Origin of the sequence: Pseudoalteromonas sp. AS84, from assembly GCF_038900255.1 — a bacterium.
GTDB lineage: Bacteria > Pseudomonadota > Gammaproteobacteria > Enterobacterales > Alteromonadaceae > Pseudoalteromonas.
Map to the genome: position 1 here is coordinate 1 of NZ_JBBMQY010000026.1, position 17,111 is coordinate 17,111.

General features: G+C 39.3%; 13 protein-coding genes. 3 read left to right on the top strand and 10 right to left on the bottom strand.

The genetic code is table 11. The annotated features are described in order from the left end of the window. Positions 1 to 143 precede the first annotated feature (143 nt). Positions 144 to 830, bottom strand: coding sequence for a SprT family zinc-dependent metalloprotease (locus WNY79_RS18660; protein WP_294116782.1), 687 nt, complete (start codon positions 828 to 830; stop codon positions 144 to 146). A 246-nt stretch (positions 831 to 1,076) separates the two neighbouring features. Here WNY79_RS18660 and WNY79_RS18665 point away from each other — a divergent pair, with 246 nt between their 5' ends. Further along, a complete protein-coding gene (locus WNY79_RS18665) occupies positions 1,077 to 4,409 on the top strand; it encodes an MHYT domain-containing protein (RefSeq protein ID WP_342876589.1) in 3,333 nt (1,110 codons plus the stop codon). A gap of 3 nt (positions 4,410 to 4,412) precedes the next feature. Continuing rightward, positions 4,413 to 5,411: a two-component system response regulator gene (locus tag WNY79_RS18670; protein ID WP_294116784.1), complete on the top strand. Its 999-nt coding sequence runs from the start codon at positions 4,413 to 4,415 to the stop codon at positions 5,409 to 5,411. 22 nt (positions 5,412 to 5,433) lie between these two features. Here the strand turns inward: WNY79_RS18670 and WNY79_RS18675 are convergent, their stop codons facing one another. Beyond that, on the bottom strand, positions 5,434 to 5,880 hold the full coding sequence (locus WNY79_RS18675; protein WP_294116785.1) for a VOC family protein: 447 nt from the start codon (positions 5,878 to 5,880) through the stop codon (positions 5,434 to 5,436). Position 5,881: 1 nt separating this feature from the next. After that, on the bottom strand, positions 5,882 to 6,538 hold the full coding sequence (locus WNY79_RS18680) for an HD domain-containing protein (protein ID WP_076924084.1): 657 nt from the start codon (positions 6,536 to 6,538) through the stop codon (positions 5,882 to 5,884). 139 nt (positions 6,539 to 6,677) lie between these two features. Between WNY79_RS18680 and WNY79_RS18685 the strand changes: the two genes are divergently transcribed. After that, positions 6,678 to 7,868, top strand: coding sequence for a class I SAM-dependent methyltransferase (locus WNY79_RS18685; protein WP_342876590.1), 1,191 nt, complete (start codon positions 6,678 to 6,680; stop codon positions 7,866 to 7,868). 30 nt (positions 7,869 to 7,898) lie between these two features. On the opposite strand, the gene WNY79_RS18690 is transcribed toward WNY79_RS18685, so the two are convergent. From WNY79_RS18690 to zwf, 7 genes are all read right to left on the bottom strand, one after another. Further along, positions 7,899 to 8,195 carry a PilZ domain-containing protein gene (locus WNY79_RS18690; protein WP_007581065.1) on the bottom strand — a complete coding sequence of 99 codons (297 nt, stop codon included), beginning with the start codon at positions 8,193 to 8,195 and terminating at the stop codon, positions 7,899 to 7,901. Positions 8,196 to 8,204: 9 nt separating this feature from the next. Then, on the bottom strand, positions 8,205 to 8,585 hold the full coding sequence (locus tag WNY79_RS18695; protein ID WP_007581064.1) for a response regulator: 381 nt from the start codon (positions 8,583 to 8,585) through the stop codon (positions 8,205 to 8,207). A gap of 75 nt (positions 8,586 to 8,660) precedes the next feature. Continuing rightward, positions 8,661 to 12,548: an ATP-dependent RNA helicase HrpA gene (hrpA, locus tag WNY79_RS18700; RefSeq protein ID WP_342876591.1), complete on the bottom strand. Its 3,888-nt coding sequence runs from the start codon at positions 12,546 to 12,548 to the stop codon at positions 8,661 to 8,663. Between the two features lie 107 nt (positions 12,549 to 12,655). Further along, on the bottom strand, positions 12,656 to 13,687 hold the full coding sequence (locus WNY79_RS18705; protein WP_342876592.1) for an isoaspartyl peptidase/L-asparaginase: 1,032 nt from the start codon (positions 13,685 to 13,687) through the stop codon (positions 12,656 to 12,658). Positions 13,688 to 13,813: 126 nt separating this feature from the next. Continuing rightward, positions 13,814 to 14,518 (bottom strand): SapC family protein, encoded by a 705-nt coding sequence (locus WNY79_RS18710; RefSeq protein WP_002961447.1) that lies wholly within the window; start codon positions 14,516 to 14,518, stop codon positions 13,814 to 13,816. Positions 14,519 to 14,854: 336 nt separating this feature from the next. After that, positions 14,855 to 15,565, bottom strand: coding sequence for a 6-phosphogluconolactonase (pgl, locus tag WNY79_RS18715; RefSeq protein WP_197185908.1), 711 nt, complete (start codon positions 15,563 to 15,565; stop codon positions 14,855 to 14,857). Positions 15,566 to 15,567: 2 nt separating this feature from the next. Continuing rightward, entirely contained in the window at positions 15,568 to 17,040 is a 1,473-nt protein-coding gene (gene zwf, locus WNY79_RS18720; RefSeq protein WP_002961451.1) for a glucose-6-phosphate dehydrogenase, read from the bottom strand. Positions 17,041 to 17,111: the final 71 nt, after the last annotated feature.

The window sequence follows — 17,111 nt, forward strand, 5'->3', positions numbered from 1 at the left end:
CGAGCGGCCAAAGGGATCAGACTGTAAATCTGACGGCTCAGCCTTCGCTGGTTCGAATCCAGCTCCCTCCACCACTTCTCTATTATTCCTATATTCCTATATTCCTATATTCCTATATTCCTATATTCCTATATTCAGTAACATCAAAACACCCATTGTAAACTCATACCATTTTGTTTTAACCAATTAGAGGATGTTTTGTAATCGGGAAAAAACGTCTCTACCCGTTGCCAAAAAGCTTTGCTGTGGTTTAAATACTTTAAGTGAGCAAGTTCATGAACAATCACATAATCTATAGCGTGGTAAGGGGCTCCTATAAGATGTAAATTAAAAGTGAGTTCTCGCTTACTATTACAACTCCCCCACTTGCGTTTATAAACACCTATTTTTAAATCATTTGGCAACTCTTCACCCATTAGAGTGCAGAAATACGCTAAACGCATTTCTATGTATGCAATAAGCTGCTCTTTTAAATAAGTTTCTAATAGCTGCTGGTACTTTTGAAAGTCATTTTTAACTCGAGGAGATATTGTAATTAGTAAATGGTTATCATGTGGGATTACTTTAGAATCTTGGCCTGAGTCCAGTTTCAAATAAATAGTTTCTGAAAAAACACAAATCTCTCTCGATTCAAAAGGGTATTGCTTAGTGTCCTCAATTAAAAATTGTTTTTTTAATTGCTCTTCAACCCACTCTTGTTTGTCAAATAACCAAGTGTCAATTTGCTTTTTTGCGACAAAATGTGGTGCATACACAGTCACATTTTGATTGTGTACTTTTATAGCAACTGTTTTGCGTCTAACACTTTTCTTTAACTTATATTCAAACACTCAATTTCTCATAAACTTTTTATTATAACTCAACCCTGCGTAGGCTAAAAACAGGCGTATTAAAACTTAACATTATAAAATGTGTGATATTAAAACAAAAAAACAGATTTAGAAAAACAATAATTGCTGATTAAAAGGTAGTATAAAGTTATAAAGACATTATTTTAGACGGTTAACTTAATTAACAGTTTATTTATTAGTAAATTAGATTAAACTTGTGCAATAAAGACTATATTTTGAGCCATTATGTTATCAGCTTTTTTCATTACTGACCAAGACCCAAGCTTAATTATTAATGGCGTTTATGATCCTGTTTTAGTTTCAATGTCTATCCTGATTGCTATTTTTGCAGCTTTTTTTACTACCCGCCTTATCGATTTAGCAAAAGAAACTGAGTTCCCTGGTTATCAACGTATAGCAAATATGACCGCAGCGACTGTTTTTTCAGCCGGCATTTGGAGTATGCATTTTATCGGTATGCTCGCATTTTCATTGTGTACCAACATTAGTTACGATCCAACCATTACACTGCTGTCTTTTTTACCCGCATTTTTTGCTTGTCAGTATGCAATATCGATGCTGGTGAACAGTAATGGTAACTTAAAAGTATTATCTATTTGTTCCGTGCTACTTGGCGCTGGTATTGGCACTATGCATTACAGTGGTATGGCCGCAATGGAGCTTGCTCCACTTCTTCGGTACGACCCTCTCACATTTGGTTTATCAATTATAGTTGCCGTTGTTCTTTCTTTTATTGCTTTGTACAGTCGCTTTAATCTTGAACGTGTTTTACCAGGCCTAACACCGCTGCAAAATAATTTAATCAGCGCAACAATTCTTGGATTGGCTGTTGCTGGCATGCATTATATGGGAATGGTTGCAACACGATTTGTAGCAACTTCTCCACTCATTTACGATGATGTAAATGCTAATGCAGGCCTCACCTTTGTAGCTATTGCTGTAGCAACTGCAACAATTGCAATCACGAGTATTGTGGCAGTTATAAATGGCATGGTTCGATACCGTATGTTGCTCGAAGAAAAGTCAGCAGACGAGTCTCGCTTAAACGCAATTTTAGGCACAGCCATTGATGGAATTGTAACGATTGATCATACAGGCATTATTTTAAGTTTTAACGAATCAGCCAGTAAAATTTTTGGCTGGCATGAAAATGAAGTACAAAATCATAATATTAAGATGCTAATGGATGATGCTATCGCGACACATCACGATAGCTATCTTTTACATGCTAAAAATGTTGATTTAGGTAAAGTAATTGGTGTTAACCGTGAAATTTTTGCTAAACACAAAAACGGCCACTTATTCCCTATTCGCTTGGGGATTGGAGAAGTTAATCAGCCAGGGCAAAATCCTCTATACGTTGGCTTCATTACAGACTTATCAGAGCAGCGAGCTTTACAAAAAAGCCTTGAGGAAAAAGAACAAAAATACCGCTCTTTAATGGATAACATGCCAGGTGTAGCTTTTAGGTGTAAGTTTGATGATAACTGGACCATGCTTTTTATCAGCCCGAGCATCAACGAGTTAACGGGTTATAATCCAAATGAATTTACTGAACATTGCATTGAATTTAACGATCTGATTTTAAAATCCGATCAGCAGCCTATTGTAGATGCCGTAACTAAAGCAGTAGATGAAAAACGTCAGTACTCAATCGAATACAGGATTCGCCATAGAAACGGCAAAATCTTATGGCTTTTAGATAAAGGCAGTATCGACTTTGATCCCCAAGGTCAAGCAAAGTGGATTGATGGTGTTTTAGTTGATATTACTGAACGCAAAGAATATGAAGAAAAACTAGAGCAGGCTAAATTTAAAGCTGAAGAAGCCGCTCATGCAAAGCAATCTTTTATGGCTAATATGAGCCATGAAATACGCACACCTATGAACTCTATAATAGGTTTTAGCGACCTATTAATGGACACACCACTCGATCAAGAACAACAAAAACATTTAGTTACTGTGAATAATGCGGCTCGTTCATTACTTAGATTATTAAATGAAATTCTCGATTCCGCAAAACTAGAGCGCGGTAAGCTTACTATTGAGCCAATACATTTTAGTTTAAAGCCAGTAATAGACAGTATTATTTCTACTTTTTGGCTAGAAGCTAAAAAGAAAGATTTAGAACTTAAACTTCATATTAAAGAATCAGTAAGTGCTACTTATTACGGCGATCCGGATCGACTCAGGCAAGTACTTACTAATTTAATTGGTAACGCTATTAAGTTTACCGAAAAAGGCTCTGTTACCGTAACCGTTGGCGTGACACAAAATCAGCATCTGTTTTTTGAAGTACAAGATACCGGTATTGGCATTGCAAAAGATCGTATTCAAGCAGTGTTCCAACCTTTTGAGCAAGCCGATGGCACTACTACGCGCCGCTTTGGTGGAACAGGTCTTGGTACAACCATAAGTAAACAACTTGTAGAGCTTATGGGCGGAACAATAAACTTAGTAAGTGAACTAGGTAGAGGCACCTGCTTTTACTTTTCATTGCCACTTGCTATAGGTGACGAAACTAAAATAGATCATTTTGATGGTCTACACACCCAGTTACCAGCTCTTAGAATATTGGTAGTTGACGATATTGAACAAAATACAGAACTACTTTCTTTGCTCCTTTCGCGCGACCAGCATGCCGTTACCAAGGCATCAAACGGGCTCGAGGCGATAAAAGTATTTGAAGAACAAGACTTTGATGTCATTTTAATGGATATACATATGCCATTGTGTGATGGCATACAAGCAACGCAAAAAATAAGAGCAATAGAAAACCAAAGACAAATTAAGTACACACCAATTATTGCGCTCACTGCCAGTGTACTACAGCAAGATAAACTAACCGCTAAAAAAGCAGGCATGAATGGCTTTGCTAATAAGCCTATTGATATAAACCAACTAAACCAAGAAATAGCACAAGTCCTTGGCCTCGGTATTGCAAAAGAAATGGTTATATCGCAAAGCGATCCTAAAGCACAGCACATAGATTTTGAAAAAGGGTTAGCACTTTGGGGCTCTAAGTGTAAGCAGCTTACCGAAATTACTAAATTTATTAGTGATAGTAATAAGCGGTTCGAGATGCTCTTTAATGATAAATTATCAAATATAAAAGATGCCGATAGCCTCATTCACACACTCAAAGGTGTTGCTGGTAACTTAGGTCTAATAACATTGATGAAGTTATTAACCGATTTAGAGCAAAAGCAAAGTGATGCTAAAGTTATTAGTACTTTAGACGATATAAAAAGCGAGTTACTTGTCATCTCACAACTGCTGTCATCAAATACCTGCGATAAGCCAAGTATTAACTCTGAAGATAATAGTTCAAACACGCTATCAATCGATGAAATTAAGTCATTGTGTGAAATACTTTCTCAAGATGCACAAAATGCAGAATTAAATGATGAACTACTAGCAAAACTGCAACGCGGCACACCTTCTATCTATAAAAATGAAGTTGATGATATAGCCGAGGCCTTTGATGAATTTGATTTTGATAAAGCACACGTAATACTAGAAACCTTACTTGAAAAACTAACAAATAATGAGTATTAATTAATGGACTTTACGTCAGATAGACCACGAGTATTAATTGTTGACGATGAGCCTGCAAATCTAAAAGTAATGCGCGAAGTGTTAGGTAATCAATATCGTATGTCGTTTGCTAAATCGGGTGACGCTGCACTGGCATTACTTGAAAAAGAATTACCAAAGCTAATTTTACTCGACATAATGATGCCAGATATGAATGGTTTTGAAGTCTGTCAAATAGTTAAAGCTAACCCTAAAACATCACATATCCCCATTATATTTGTTACTGCGCTTGGCGATGAAAGCGATGAATATAAAGGTTTTGAGTTAGGTGCCGTAGATTATATTACTAAGCCAATAAGCCCTGCTATTGTAAGAGCTAGAGTTAAAACTCACTTGTCGCTAGTGCAAGCAGAGCAATTAAAACAAGCTCATGTAGATTTAGTACAACGCTTAGGTCGTGCTGCTGAATATAAAGATACCGATACTGGCGAGCATATAGTTCGTATGAGCCAATACAGTAAAGTATTAGCGTTAGCACTAGGTATGGATGAGCAAAAAGCAGAGCTTTTACATCAAGCCGCTCCAATGCACGATGTAGGAAAAATAGGTATCCCAGATGCCATTTTACTCAAGCCTGGAAAGTTAACTTCTGAAGAGTTTGATCATATGAAAAAGCACGCCATAATTGGCGCGCAAATATTAGCAAACTCCTCGTCACCATTATTACAACTCGCTCATACACTTGCTATTGAGCACCATGAAAAGTGGGATGGCACTGGCTACCCTAATGGAATTGAAGGCGAAGATATATCAATTGAAGGTAGAATTGTAGCTATAGCTGACGTATTTGATGCACTTACTTCGAAACGTCCTTACAAAGAAGCTTGGAGTGTTGAAAAAACAATTCAACATATACAATCACAAGCCGGTGAACACTTTGACCCTAAATTAGTTGAATTGTTTATAGAGAAAATTGACGATATTATTGCGATTAAAGAAGCGCACCAAGAACAACAACACTAAGCAATTAATGCTTAGTGTTCATTTAATCAGTACGTTTTTTACTGACGTGCGACCCAAGCTTCACATCGTTATAAATACACTTAATATAGCTGTAGTCATGTGAGGTAATTTCATGGCTATTACCGCTTTCATCTTTAAAGTACATAGAAAACGTTACACCATGATCTGCTAAAACTGCTTTTACATTTAAACCCTCAAGATGATTGAGCCATTGAATAAATTGATCCCCTGAGGCCAAAAATGCAATCCCTTTACTACGCCCCTCACCTTCAAAAAGTGCTAAACGAGTTGTTGAACTAGTATCTTCAAGTGTTAAAGGGCCGCGTCCGTCCTCATCCCAAAAGGCAAGCTCGGGTACTACACTAAAACCTAAAACACGCTCATACCACTTAACGGCACCAACCAAGTTATCAACATTTAAATGGCAATGATCAATTCCAGATAACTTAGGTATGCTTGTATTATTCACGCTACTCGCCTATTTCTGACTTTAATTGCTCTAAAAATTCATGCATGTACGTTGTACGCCTATTCGCTTCTGCTTTAGCTGATGGCGTATTCATGCTGTCGGCAATATGTAATAACTTTATGAAGAAGTGATCAAGCGTGTATTTTTTATCATCAGCCTCGCGTTCAACACAAAAAGGGTCTTCTGGATTGTACAATAGCCGAGAAATTGATCCGCCTACTTTCATGCAGCGACTCACCCCAATTGCGCCCAATGCATCCATTCTGTCAGCATCTTGTACTATTTGCGCCTCAACTGTTTTAATTTTTATATTTGCGCTGAAGCTATGCGCCGCAATAGCATGATGAATCTCATCAAAAAGTGACTCGTCATAATTAATAGATTTTAAAAATTCCAATGCCTTATCGGCTGCCATAGTAGAGGCTTTTGCACGATCAGGGTGATTTTTAGCAACTGCCACGCAATCGTGCATCCACGCTGCAGGTAATACCACCGACATGTTTGCCTGCTCTGCATTACATAGCTGTATTGCAACACGTACCACGCGTTCTATGTGGGTGATATCGTGAGCTACATCGGCATGCACTAAAGAAGTTATAAATTCTCTACATTGTGAATTAAGTATTTTTAAATCGGGGCTTAAAACGGCGTCAGGCACTATTAGGTTCCAAAAGCTAATGAATCGGTAAATTATCCGTACTTTACCGTGCTTTATGCCCCCCTTGCAAAACATTCATTGTATGTTGCTCGCTGCTTGACTAAAATACAGCGCTTATTTATTACTACTGAGAAGCCTTATGTCATCTGCCGTTTACCTACAAGCTGGTCGCGATAAATCATTAAAAAGAAAACACCCTTGGTTATTTTCAAAAGCCATCAAAAAAATTAAAGGTAAACCAGGATTAGGCGATACAGTAACGATTCACGACAGTGAAGGTAAATTTTTAGCAACTGCTGCTTATAGCCCTCACTCACAAATTCGCGCACGTGTTTGGAGCTTTGACGAAAAAGAAATCATCGATCAAAACTTTTTTGAACGCCGTTTACGTCGTTCATTAGAAGCACGTAGCCAAGTAATAGAAGAAGGCGGATTAACAGGGTTTCGATTATGTGCCGCTGAATCTGATTACTTACCAGGCGTTACAATCGACAAGTTTGATAACGTATTAGTGTGTCAGCTACTAAGTGCCGGTGCCGAGCGTCATAAAGGCGAGATTGTTGGCGCGTTGATGTCTATTTTCCCAGGCTCTAGCATATACGAACGTTCAGATGTAGAAGTACGTACTAAAGAAGGCTTAGAGCCAATAAAAGGCGCTCTTTGGGGTAATGAACCAACACAGCCAGTACTTATTGATGAAAACGGTTTTAAAATTGAAGTCGATATAATCGATGGACATAAAACGGGCTTTTATTTAGACCAACGCGATAGCCGTGCCGCACTTGAGCGTTTTTCAAAGGATAAAACGGTACTTAACTGTTTTAGTTATACAGGTACATTTTCGTTGTACGCTTTGCGTGGTGGATGTGAGCATGTCACTAACGTAGACGTATCTCAGCCAGCGCTTGATACTGCAAAACGTAATGTTGAGCATAATAACTTAGATTTAGATAAAGTGAGCTTTGTTAAGCAGGATGTATTTAAGTTACTACGCCAATACCGCGACGAAGGCAAACAGTTTGATACCATCGTAATGGACCCACCAAAGTTTGCTGATAATAAAGCGCAGCTAACAGGTGCGTGCCGTGGTTATAAAGATATCAACATGATAGCCATGCAAATACTAAAACCAGGCGGAACATTACTAACATTCTCATGTTCTGGTTTAATGGAACAAAACTTGTTTCAAAAAGTAGTCGCCGATGCGGCTCTTGATGCAGGTAAAGACCTACTTATAATGGAGCGATTAAACCAGGCAGCTGATCATCCAATTGCTGGCAGCTACCCTGAAGGCTTTTACTTAAAAGGCTTAATCTGTAAGGTTTTTTAATATCTACTATTGAGTTTAACTAGATTCAACTTAGTTAAACTGAATAATTTCAAGACCTGCTGTTACCGTGCCATCATCTTCTTTGCTGGCACGTATTACTTTTGCTGTTGCATTTAAAGGCGCAATACTTGGGTGAGTTGAATCAATGTTCACCGTCAGTAATGTATTAGGTTCAAGTAATTCATCTAAATGAATTGATAAACCTGTTGCACTTAAATCCACGCACTCTGCAGCAAAACTTAAACCCGCTATGGGTTCTATCGTTGTTAAATTTGCAGGTGTATTGATCTGCATGCGTCTAAAATTTCGCTTATCATCAGTAAACATACGTTACCTCTAAAAAACCGTGTTAATTTCTTCCAACAAAGCACCCACTGAAAATGGCTTTACAACATATGCGTTACAACCAGCATCAAACCCTGCTTGCTTTTCAGATGGAGACTCTAGGCCCGATACCATAACAACAGGAATATTTTTTGTTTCAGGTGTGTGTTTTAGCATTCGGCATGTATCATAACCATCAAGACCAGGCATACAAACATCAAGCAAAATTATATCTGGCGGACTCGCGATTGCCGATGCAAGGCAGCTTTGCCCTGAATCTGCATAACTAACATCAAATTTCGACGCCAGTGCTGCTTTAAGCATTTCAAAATTAAAATACTCGTCGTCTACCACTAAAAGTCGCTTTGTTTTATGTTCAATCGATGAGGACATAACTATGTCGCTTCCTTTTCAAAACAAAAATAAATCCTCCTATTAAGGTACTAAGCTTAATAGAAAATGCAAGTTTTATTCTATCTCTTTTATCGCATTGAGTACTCGCTTAGCCGAAATTGGGTAAGGAGTTCCAAGCGTTTGAGCAAATAGCGACACTCTTAGCTCTTGTTGCATCCAAAAGATAGCGGTTACCTCTTGTGGGATAGGTAACCCTTTAGGCGTTTTATTAACTACCTTTTTGTACTCTTGAGCGACTTTATCGAGCTCTAATACGCATAACCTATCACGATTTGGATCCACAGGTAGTTTTTCTAAGCGTTTTTGAATCGCTTTTAAATAACGAATTAAATCCGTTATTTTATCTGCGCCATGCGCGCTCACAAAACCTTTAAATATAAGTGACTCAAGCTGTGATTTTATATCGCCATGCGCGGTAATCATGGTTAAATCAACGCGCCCTTTCATTTTTTTATGCAGTGCGTGCGCAATACTCAATACTTGCTCAACTTGCGTTGCAATCGATACAACTGAGTCACCGAGCTCACCTCGTATTTGATCTTTTACTGTTTCAAATGCTTTTTCATCGCGTATATCGCCGTGCTTCACTAATAAGCTATCAACACCTGCGGCGATACAGTCATCAATTAAATCGGCTATTTTACCAAACGGATTAAAATACAAACCCAACTTTGCTTTATTGGGTAAGTTTTGTTGTAAGTACTTAATTGGCGACGGCACATTTAACAATACTAAACGGCGCAAACCTTGTTGATGCGCTTGCTGCGCTTTTGCTTCACTATCAAAAAGCTCTACTGCAGCGGCTGACTTTTTATCCACCAGCGCAGGGTACGCCTTTATTTCGTATTGACCTTGTTTTTTAACATACGACGCTGGCAGCTCACCAAAGTCCCATTGTGTTAGGTCTGATTTTTCAATGCCTTTATCGGCTACTTTAGACAATGTTTCGGTTACTTCACCTTGCAGCTCTGCTTTAAGTTTGGCTAAATCAAGTCCACGGGCAAGTAACTTATCGTGTTCATCACGTACTTCAAACTGTAATCGCAAATGCGGCGCAAGGGCTGTTAAATCCCACGCCTCCATATCAACTCTCACACCTGTCATTCTTAATAAACGCGTAGCTAAAGCATCAATTAAGCCCCCTTGCATTGGCTCAATGGCTGCAAGCACTGCATCTGCATAATTTGGTGCTGGCACAAAATTACGGCGCAGCGATTTAGGCAATGACTTTATAAGTCCACTTATTAGCTCATGTCTAAATGCAGGTATGTGCCAGTCAAAACCACTCTCTTGTACTTGATTCAACAGCGCTACCGGTATTTGTACCGCAACACCATCAACTGCTTGTCCTGGGTCAAAATGATAAGCAAGTGGTAATATAATATTGTCTTGCTGCCATGTGTCAGGGTAATCAAACTCAGTAATATTACTTGCGCCATGCTGCATTAACTCTTCACGAGTCATATGTAAGTAATGTTTATTTTGTTGTTTTTGTGTTTTATACCATTTTAAAAATGCAGCGCGGTTATTAATTTCTTTGGGAATTTTTTTATCGTAAAACTCAAATAACGTTTGCTCATCAACTAAAATATCACGGCGACGCGACTTATTTTCCAGAACTTGAATATCTTCTATTAACTCACGGTTAAATGCTAAAAAGCTCTCGTTTAAACCCAGCTCTTGCTCAACTAATGCGGTGCGTACAAAAAGCTCTCGACTTACTTTTGGGTCGATATTGCTATAAACACAGCGGCGTTTATTTACAACAAGTAGGCCGTACAAAGTTTGCTGCTCAAACGCGATTACCGCACCTGGCTTTTTCTCCCAGTGTGGCTCTGTGTAGCTGCGTTTTACTAAATGCTGTGCTAATGGTTCTACCCAGTTAATGTCTATTTTTGCATTTGTGCGGGCATATAATTTACTGGTTTCTACCAGCTCTGCCGACATAATCCATTTAGGGCTCTTTTTAAATAAACCTGAACCCGGAAAAATATGAAACTGACTATTACGTGCGCCTTTGTATATTTGTTTATCATCTTTAAAGCCAATGTGGCTCAGCATTCCGCTTAATAACGCTTTATGAACAAGTTCGCCATCAGCCGCTTGGCTGGTTGCTTTCATGCCCATTTCGTTACACACAGTACTTATTTGATAAACAATATCTTGCCACTCACGCAGGCGCATATAGGCTAGGAAATCTTTTTGACACAGCTTTCTAAACTGGCCGTTAGTTAGCTCGCTTTGCTGCTCTTCTAGGTAATTCCATAAGTTTAAAAAAGCGATAAAGTCTGAAGCTGGGTCGTCAAAGCGACCGTGTTTTTCATTGGCTGCAGCACGTTTTTCTTGCGGGCGTTCGCGTGGATCTTGAATCGACAGCGCCGCCACAATAACAATCACTTCACGCAATGCGCCAAGTTTGTGAGCTGTGAGCACCATTTTAGCTAAACGAGGATCAACCGGTAATCGACTTAGCTCTCTACCCGATTGAGTTAAACTCGTTTTACTATCACGTTTGTCTGGCTTTACGGCTTGTAGTTCTTCTAATAACGATAAACCATCACTTATATTACGGCTATCTGGTGCTTGCACAAACGGAAATTGCGCCATATCACCAAGCCCGAGTGCCAACATTTGCAAAATAACTGAGGCTAAGTTAGTACGCAGTATTTCAGGGTCGGTAAACTCTGGGCGCGATAAAAAATCATCCTCAGAGTACAAGCGTATACAAATACCCGCTTCAACACGTCCACAACGACCCATACGCTGATTAGCACTTGCTTGCGATATAGGTTCTATTGGCAGGCGCTGAACTTTTGTACGATAACTGTAGCGGCTTATACGCGCAGTACCTGGGTCTATTACATAACGAATACCCGGCACAGTTAGTGATGTTTCGGCGACGTTAGTCGATAAAATAATATGACGACGAGAATGCGGTGCAAATATACGGTTTTGCTCTGCGTTAGATAAGCGCGAGTATAGTGGTAATACATCAGTGTGTTTTAAATTACGCTTGCTAAGTGCATCAGCGGTATCGCGTATCTCACGCTCACCATTTAAAAATATTAGTATGTCACCTGGGCCTTCGGCGCATAGTTCATCTACTGCATCAAAAATACCTTGCAGCTGATCGCCCTCGGCTTCCATATCATCTTTATTAATATCAGTCGTTGGGTTATAGCGAACGTCCACAGGGAAAGTACGACCCGATACTTCTATAATGGGCGCATCATCAAAATGCTTTGAAAAGCGCTCAGGATCGATGGTCGCAGAGGTAATAATTATTTTTAAATCAGGGCGTTTTGGAAGTAGGTTTTTTAAATAACCCAAAATAAAGTCGATGTTTAAACTACGCTCATGCGCTTCATCTATAATGATGGTGTCGTATTGATTTAAAAATCGGTCTTGCTGAATTTCTGCCAGTAAAATACCGTCAGTCATTAGTTTAACGTAGGTATTATTAGAAACCTGATCGCTAAAACGAATTTTAAAACCGACTTGCTGACCAAGTTCACATTTCATTTCTTCAGCAATACGATTAGCCACGGTTCGCGCAGCTAATCGTCGTGGTTGCGTGTGGCCAATTAAGCCATCAACACCGCGGCCAAGCTCTAAACACATTTTAGGAATTTGCGTTGTTTTACCAGAGCCCGTTTCACCGGCAATAATAACCACTTGGTTATTTGCAATGGCGTCTTTAATTGTTTCCTTTTTTTGGCTTACTGGCAATTGCTCAGGGTAAGTCACTTTAGGAAGACCCGCTAAGCGCTTAGCTCGCAGTTCTTGGCTACGGGTTATATCAGCCGCTATTTTTTCAAGCGCGTTGGCATGCTTGTTTTCATCGGTTATTTTTTTTACACCATGTAAGCGTTTTTTAAAAATAAATTGATCTTTTTTTAAGCACGTTTTTAGCTCGCCAAACAACTGACCTAGGTTAACCACCCGCATACCTTATAAAATTTTAATAATAGAGCATTAATTGTATCAAACTAAATGCTCAGGGTTAATCCTACAAAGCGCATAACTGCCCAGATATATGTACTTATGGGTTATTCGTCGTTAAAAATCCCCACATAAGTCGCTTGTGTGTTCGATTTACTCGCGCGATACATGCCCGAGGTATTAAACGGCAAGCTAATATTCCCCTTAGTATCAATAATTATAACGCCGCCAGTCCCACCTATAGGCTTAAGCACACCGTTTATAACTTCATCTCCAGCTTCAGCTATGGTTTTATCTTGATACTTAACACGCGCACATATATCGCTCGCTACGTTATAGCGAATAAAATATTCACCATGCCCAGTTGCCGATACTGCGCACGATTCGTTTTCAGCAAATGTTCCTGCCCCAATTACTGGCGCATCACCCACACGGCCATAACGTTTTGCGGTCATACCGCCTGTTGATGTACCAGCTGCTAAATTACCGTTTTTATCAAGTGCCACGGCACCAACCGTGCCCATTTTATAGTTATTAGGTAATGCTTTGTGCGCGGCTTGGTACTCTTTGCTGGTTGCTTTGGCTTTATCTAATTTTTGCTTTGCTTTTAAAAGTGCTTTGTAACGAGGCTCAGTATCAAATAAGTTATTTTCAATAAGCTCAACGCCCTGCTCTTTAGCAAACTCCTCAGCGCCTTGGCCGCTAAGCATTACATGCACGGAGTTATCCATTACCAAACGTGCTAATTTAATCGGGCTCTCAATATGTTTTACACCTGCAACAGCGCCGGCTTCACGGTTTCGACCATCCATTATAGATGCATCAAGTTCATGCCCGCCATCGTAAGTGTATACCGCTCCGCGTCCTGCATTAAAATAAGGCGATTGCTCTAATACTGTAATGGCCGCTATCACCGCATCTAAACTTTCACCGCCTTGGTGCAATACTTTATAGCCTGTCTCTACTGCTTCACTTAATTTAGCGCGGTACTGCTTTTCTTGAGTGGGTGTAAACCGTGCTTTTTCGATGGTCCCTGCCCCACCATGAATCGCAATGGCAAATGGAGTCTCTGCTGCTAATACGCTATTACTTAAAGCAAAAAGGCTGCTCGCAAAAATTGCTAATAATGGTGTTTTCATAATAAGTTCTTTTATGGGGAAGTTATAAACTAATGTGAATGGTTGAGAGCTTAATTTCAACTAAAGTGAGTTTAATGGCATAAAAAAAGCGCCTTAAGGCGCTTTTTAAATTTAACGTGTTTGTAATTAAGCTTGTTTTGCTTTTAAACGCGCTAAACGTGCTACTTGATGAGTAGACGTTAAGAAAGAATAAATTGGTGCTAAGTAACCACGTTTACGAAGCTCTAAGAAATCAGCATCGCTTAATTCGTTTAGCTTTTTCTCATCGATAAGGTAAATACCGTTGATGTCTTTTTTCTCGCCTTTAATGTCTACTGTTAGCGTTTGCGCAATTAGTAGCTCTTTATCAGCAAGAAATTTAGTGAACGCTTCAGTTACTTGAGAAAACTCAATGAAAGATACAAGCGCTTCTTTACGACGTTTTAGGTAATCTGTTTCTTCGCCGTTTTCAAATAATGCGTTACCTTCGTCTTCACCAACAAGCGCACTTGCTTCGTCAATTACGATACCGTATTGATCTTGATCTGGGTGTTTAACTAAGCCCAGTGGGTAACGAGTAGATGCCATAGGTGCAAATGCTGCAGTCCATTTACCATCTTCTACAAAAAGGTTTTCGCCAGGCTCTAAGCCAAACATAGCAACAGCTTGAAAAGTGCCGCTTTCGTTGTTTTTAACGAATGACATTGGAAACTCGTTTGCTACACGTGCAAACTCATGTGCAACTACTGGCACTAAGTGTTGAGTTTTCATGAATTCTACATTGATGCCGTTTTGAATTTTAGTGTTGGCATGTTTTTCGTTGTGTAAAGGCTGTACTTGTTGCTCCGCCATGTTACTGCTCCGTTTATTTTAATTTATATGTTTCATTGTTAATGCCTTTAGGCTAATGCTTTTGAGCTAAAAAAGGAAGGGAAACTTTTATGACAACAACCATGAAAAAATAAAATTTAACTAAATCTGAACGTTGCTAAAAAACATACAGCTAAAACTCATAAATTTTGTGCAAAAACAACACACTTCATGGTTATTTTTAATACAAATACCGATTATTCGTTAACATTGGTTAACAGTACAGGTCTGTTTTTTTGTCGTGTTTAGGCTTAAATTTGAGCAAATAAAAAAGGCCACTTATATAAGCGGCCTTTAAAAGTTAAATTAGCATCTAAATTAAGGTGCCCAATATACTTCAATATTTATACTTGGGTGGTTAAGTACCGCGCGTAGTGGCATGTCGTTAACATCGCCTCCCGCTTTTGCTTGCTTATAAACAGCGAGTTTCTCTTCACCGCTAATTAAAAGCTTAACTACTTTAGATTGCGCAATGGCATTTAACGTAAGCGTCATTCGCTCAGTAATACTACCTGTAACGTCGCTTTGTATTGCATTAATAGCACACACTGATTGTGTGGTTGTTAAACCATGCTCTAAACCGTCTGCATTTGGGAATAACGACGCTGTGTGGCCATCTGGACCCATACCTAAAATAGTCACGTCATATGGTTTTTTTAGTTCGCTATAGGCAGATTCACACTCTTGTGCGCCCTGTTGGGCCGTTGCAGCAGTGTTCTTCATAGTGATAAAGTTAGCAGCACTACCATAGTTTTGTAATAACGTACTCTTAATAAAGGCTTCATTACTTTTTTCGTGGCTTGGGTCTACCCAGCGCTCATCAACCATGGCAACATCAACATTTTGCCAATCTAAGTCAAGCGTTGATAAATGCTTGTACGCAGGTGCTGGCGACGAACCGCCAGATACCATCAATACAGCACGGCCATCATTTTTAATACCATCACGTAGTGATTGCTCAAGCGTTGCAGAAAGCTCAGCTGTTAACGCGTCTTTATCGTCAAAAAACTTTTCAACTAATGTTGCCATGCTTATACCTTATCGCCTGTGTTAAACCATACGTGGTTGTTTTCTGCTAATAATTCATCAGCATCTTCAGGACCCCAACTACCAGAACGGTAAAGCGCAGGTTTGCCTTTGCCTTGCCATCTATCAATAATTGGATCAATCCACTTCCACGCTTGGCGAACTTCATCACGGTGAATAAATAACGATGGGTTATTTGCAGCGGCATCAAGCATTAAACGCTTGTACGCATCTGAATGGAAACCATTGCTGTAAGCTTGTGAAAGCTCAATATTCATTGTTACTGGCTCAAGTTGCATTTGAAGATTATCAAGGCGCTTAGACATAAGCGTTAGTTGAATTGTTTCCTCTGGCTGCAAACGAATAACAAGGCGATTCGGCTCGATATTGCCCACGTTATCTTCGTAAATATTGTGAGATACTTTTTTGTATTCAACCACAATTTCTGCACAGCGCTTAGCCATACGTTTACCCGTACGAAGGTAAAATGGAACACCTGCCCAACGCCAGTTATCAATGTGCGCACGAATAGCTACAAACGTTTCTGTTTTACTAGAACCTTCATTTAGCTCTTCTAAGTAACCCGGTACAATTTTACCGTTTAAGTCACCAGGTACGTATTGTCCACGAACAATATTTTCATCAACATCACCATCTACTAGTGGACGAAGTGCTTCTAATACTTTTAATTTTTCGTTACGAATGCTATTAGCGTTAAGCTTATTAGGCGACTCCATTGCAACTAAACAAAGTAGTTGTAATAAGTGGTTTTGAACCATGTCACGAAGTGCACCGGCTTTATCGTAGAAACCAGCGCGGCTTTCAAGGCCAACCGTTTCTGATAAGCTAATTTGGATGTTATCAATAGATTTAGCATCCCACATATTTTCAAACAATGAGTTTGAAAAACGCAGCGCCATTAAGTTTTGTACTGTTTCTTTACCTAAGTAATGGTCAATACGGAAAATTTGCTCTTCATTAAAAAATTCTGCAATTTTTCCGTTAATTGCTTCAGCAGAATCACCGCAATAACCAATTGGCTTTTCAACAACAACGCGCGATGTAGGTGTAATTAAACCTTTAGTCGATAATATTTCACAACATGTGCCGTAAACAGCAGGCGGAAGCGATAAATAAAATACGCGAGACTTAGTGCTTTCGTGCTCATCTAAAATGCCTTTTAACACATCCCAGTTGTCGTCTGCTTCTGTAACATTACTTACTACTGGCACTAAAAAAGTAGAAAACGCTTTCCAATCTTTAGCGTTAAACTCACCTTTGCTTAAAAATTCTTGTAATGCTTTATGCGCTGTTTCTACGTATTCAGCACGTTTAGATTCTTCGCGAACTGTTGGTAGGATACGTGAGCCTTCAGGTAAGTTACCTTCTTGATATGCTCTGTACATTGCAGGTAGCAATTTGCGTAACGCAAGATCACCACCGCCCCCAAAAATTATAATATCAAAAGGATTAAGCATAGTTACTCTCTACGTTGTGATACCCAGTACATTTTATAAATGCGCGGATATGCCTATTTATTGCTAGATTA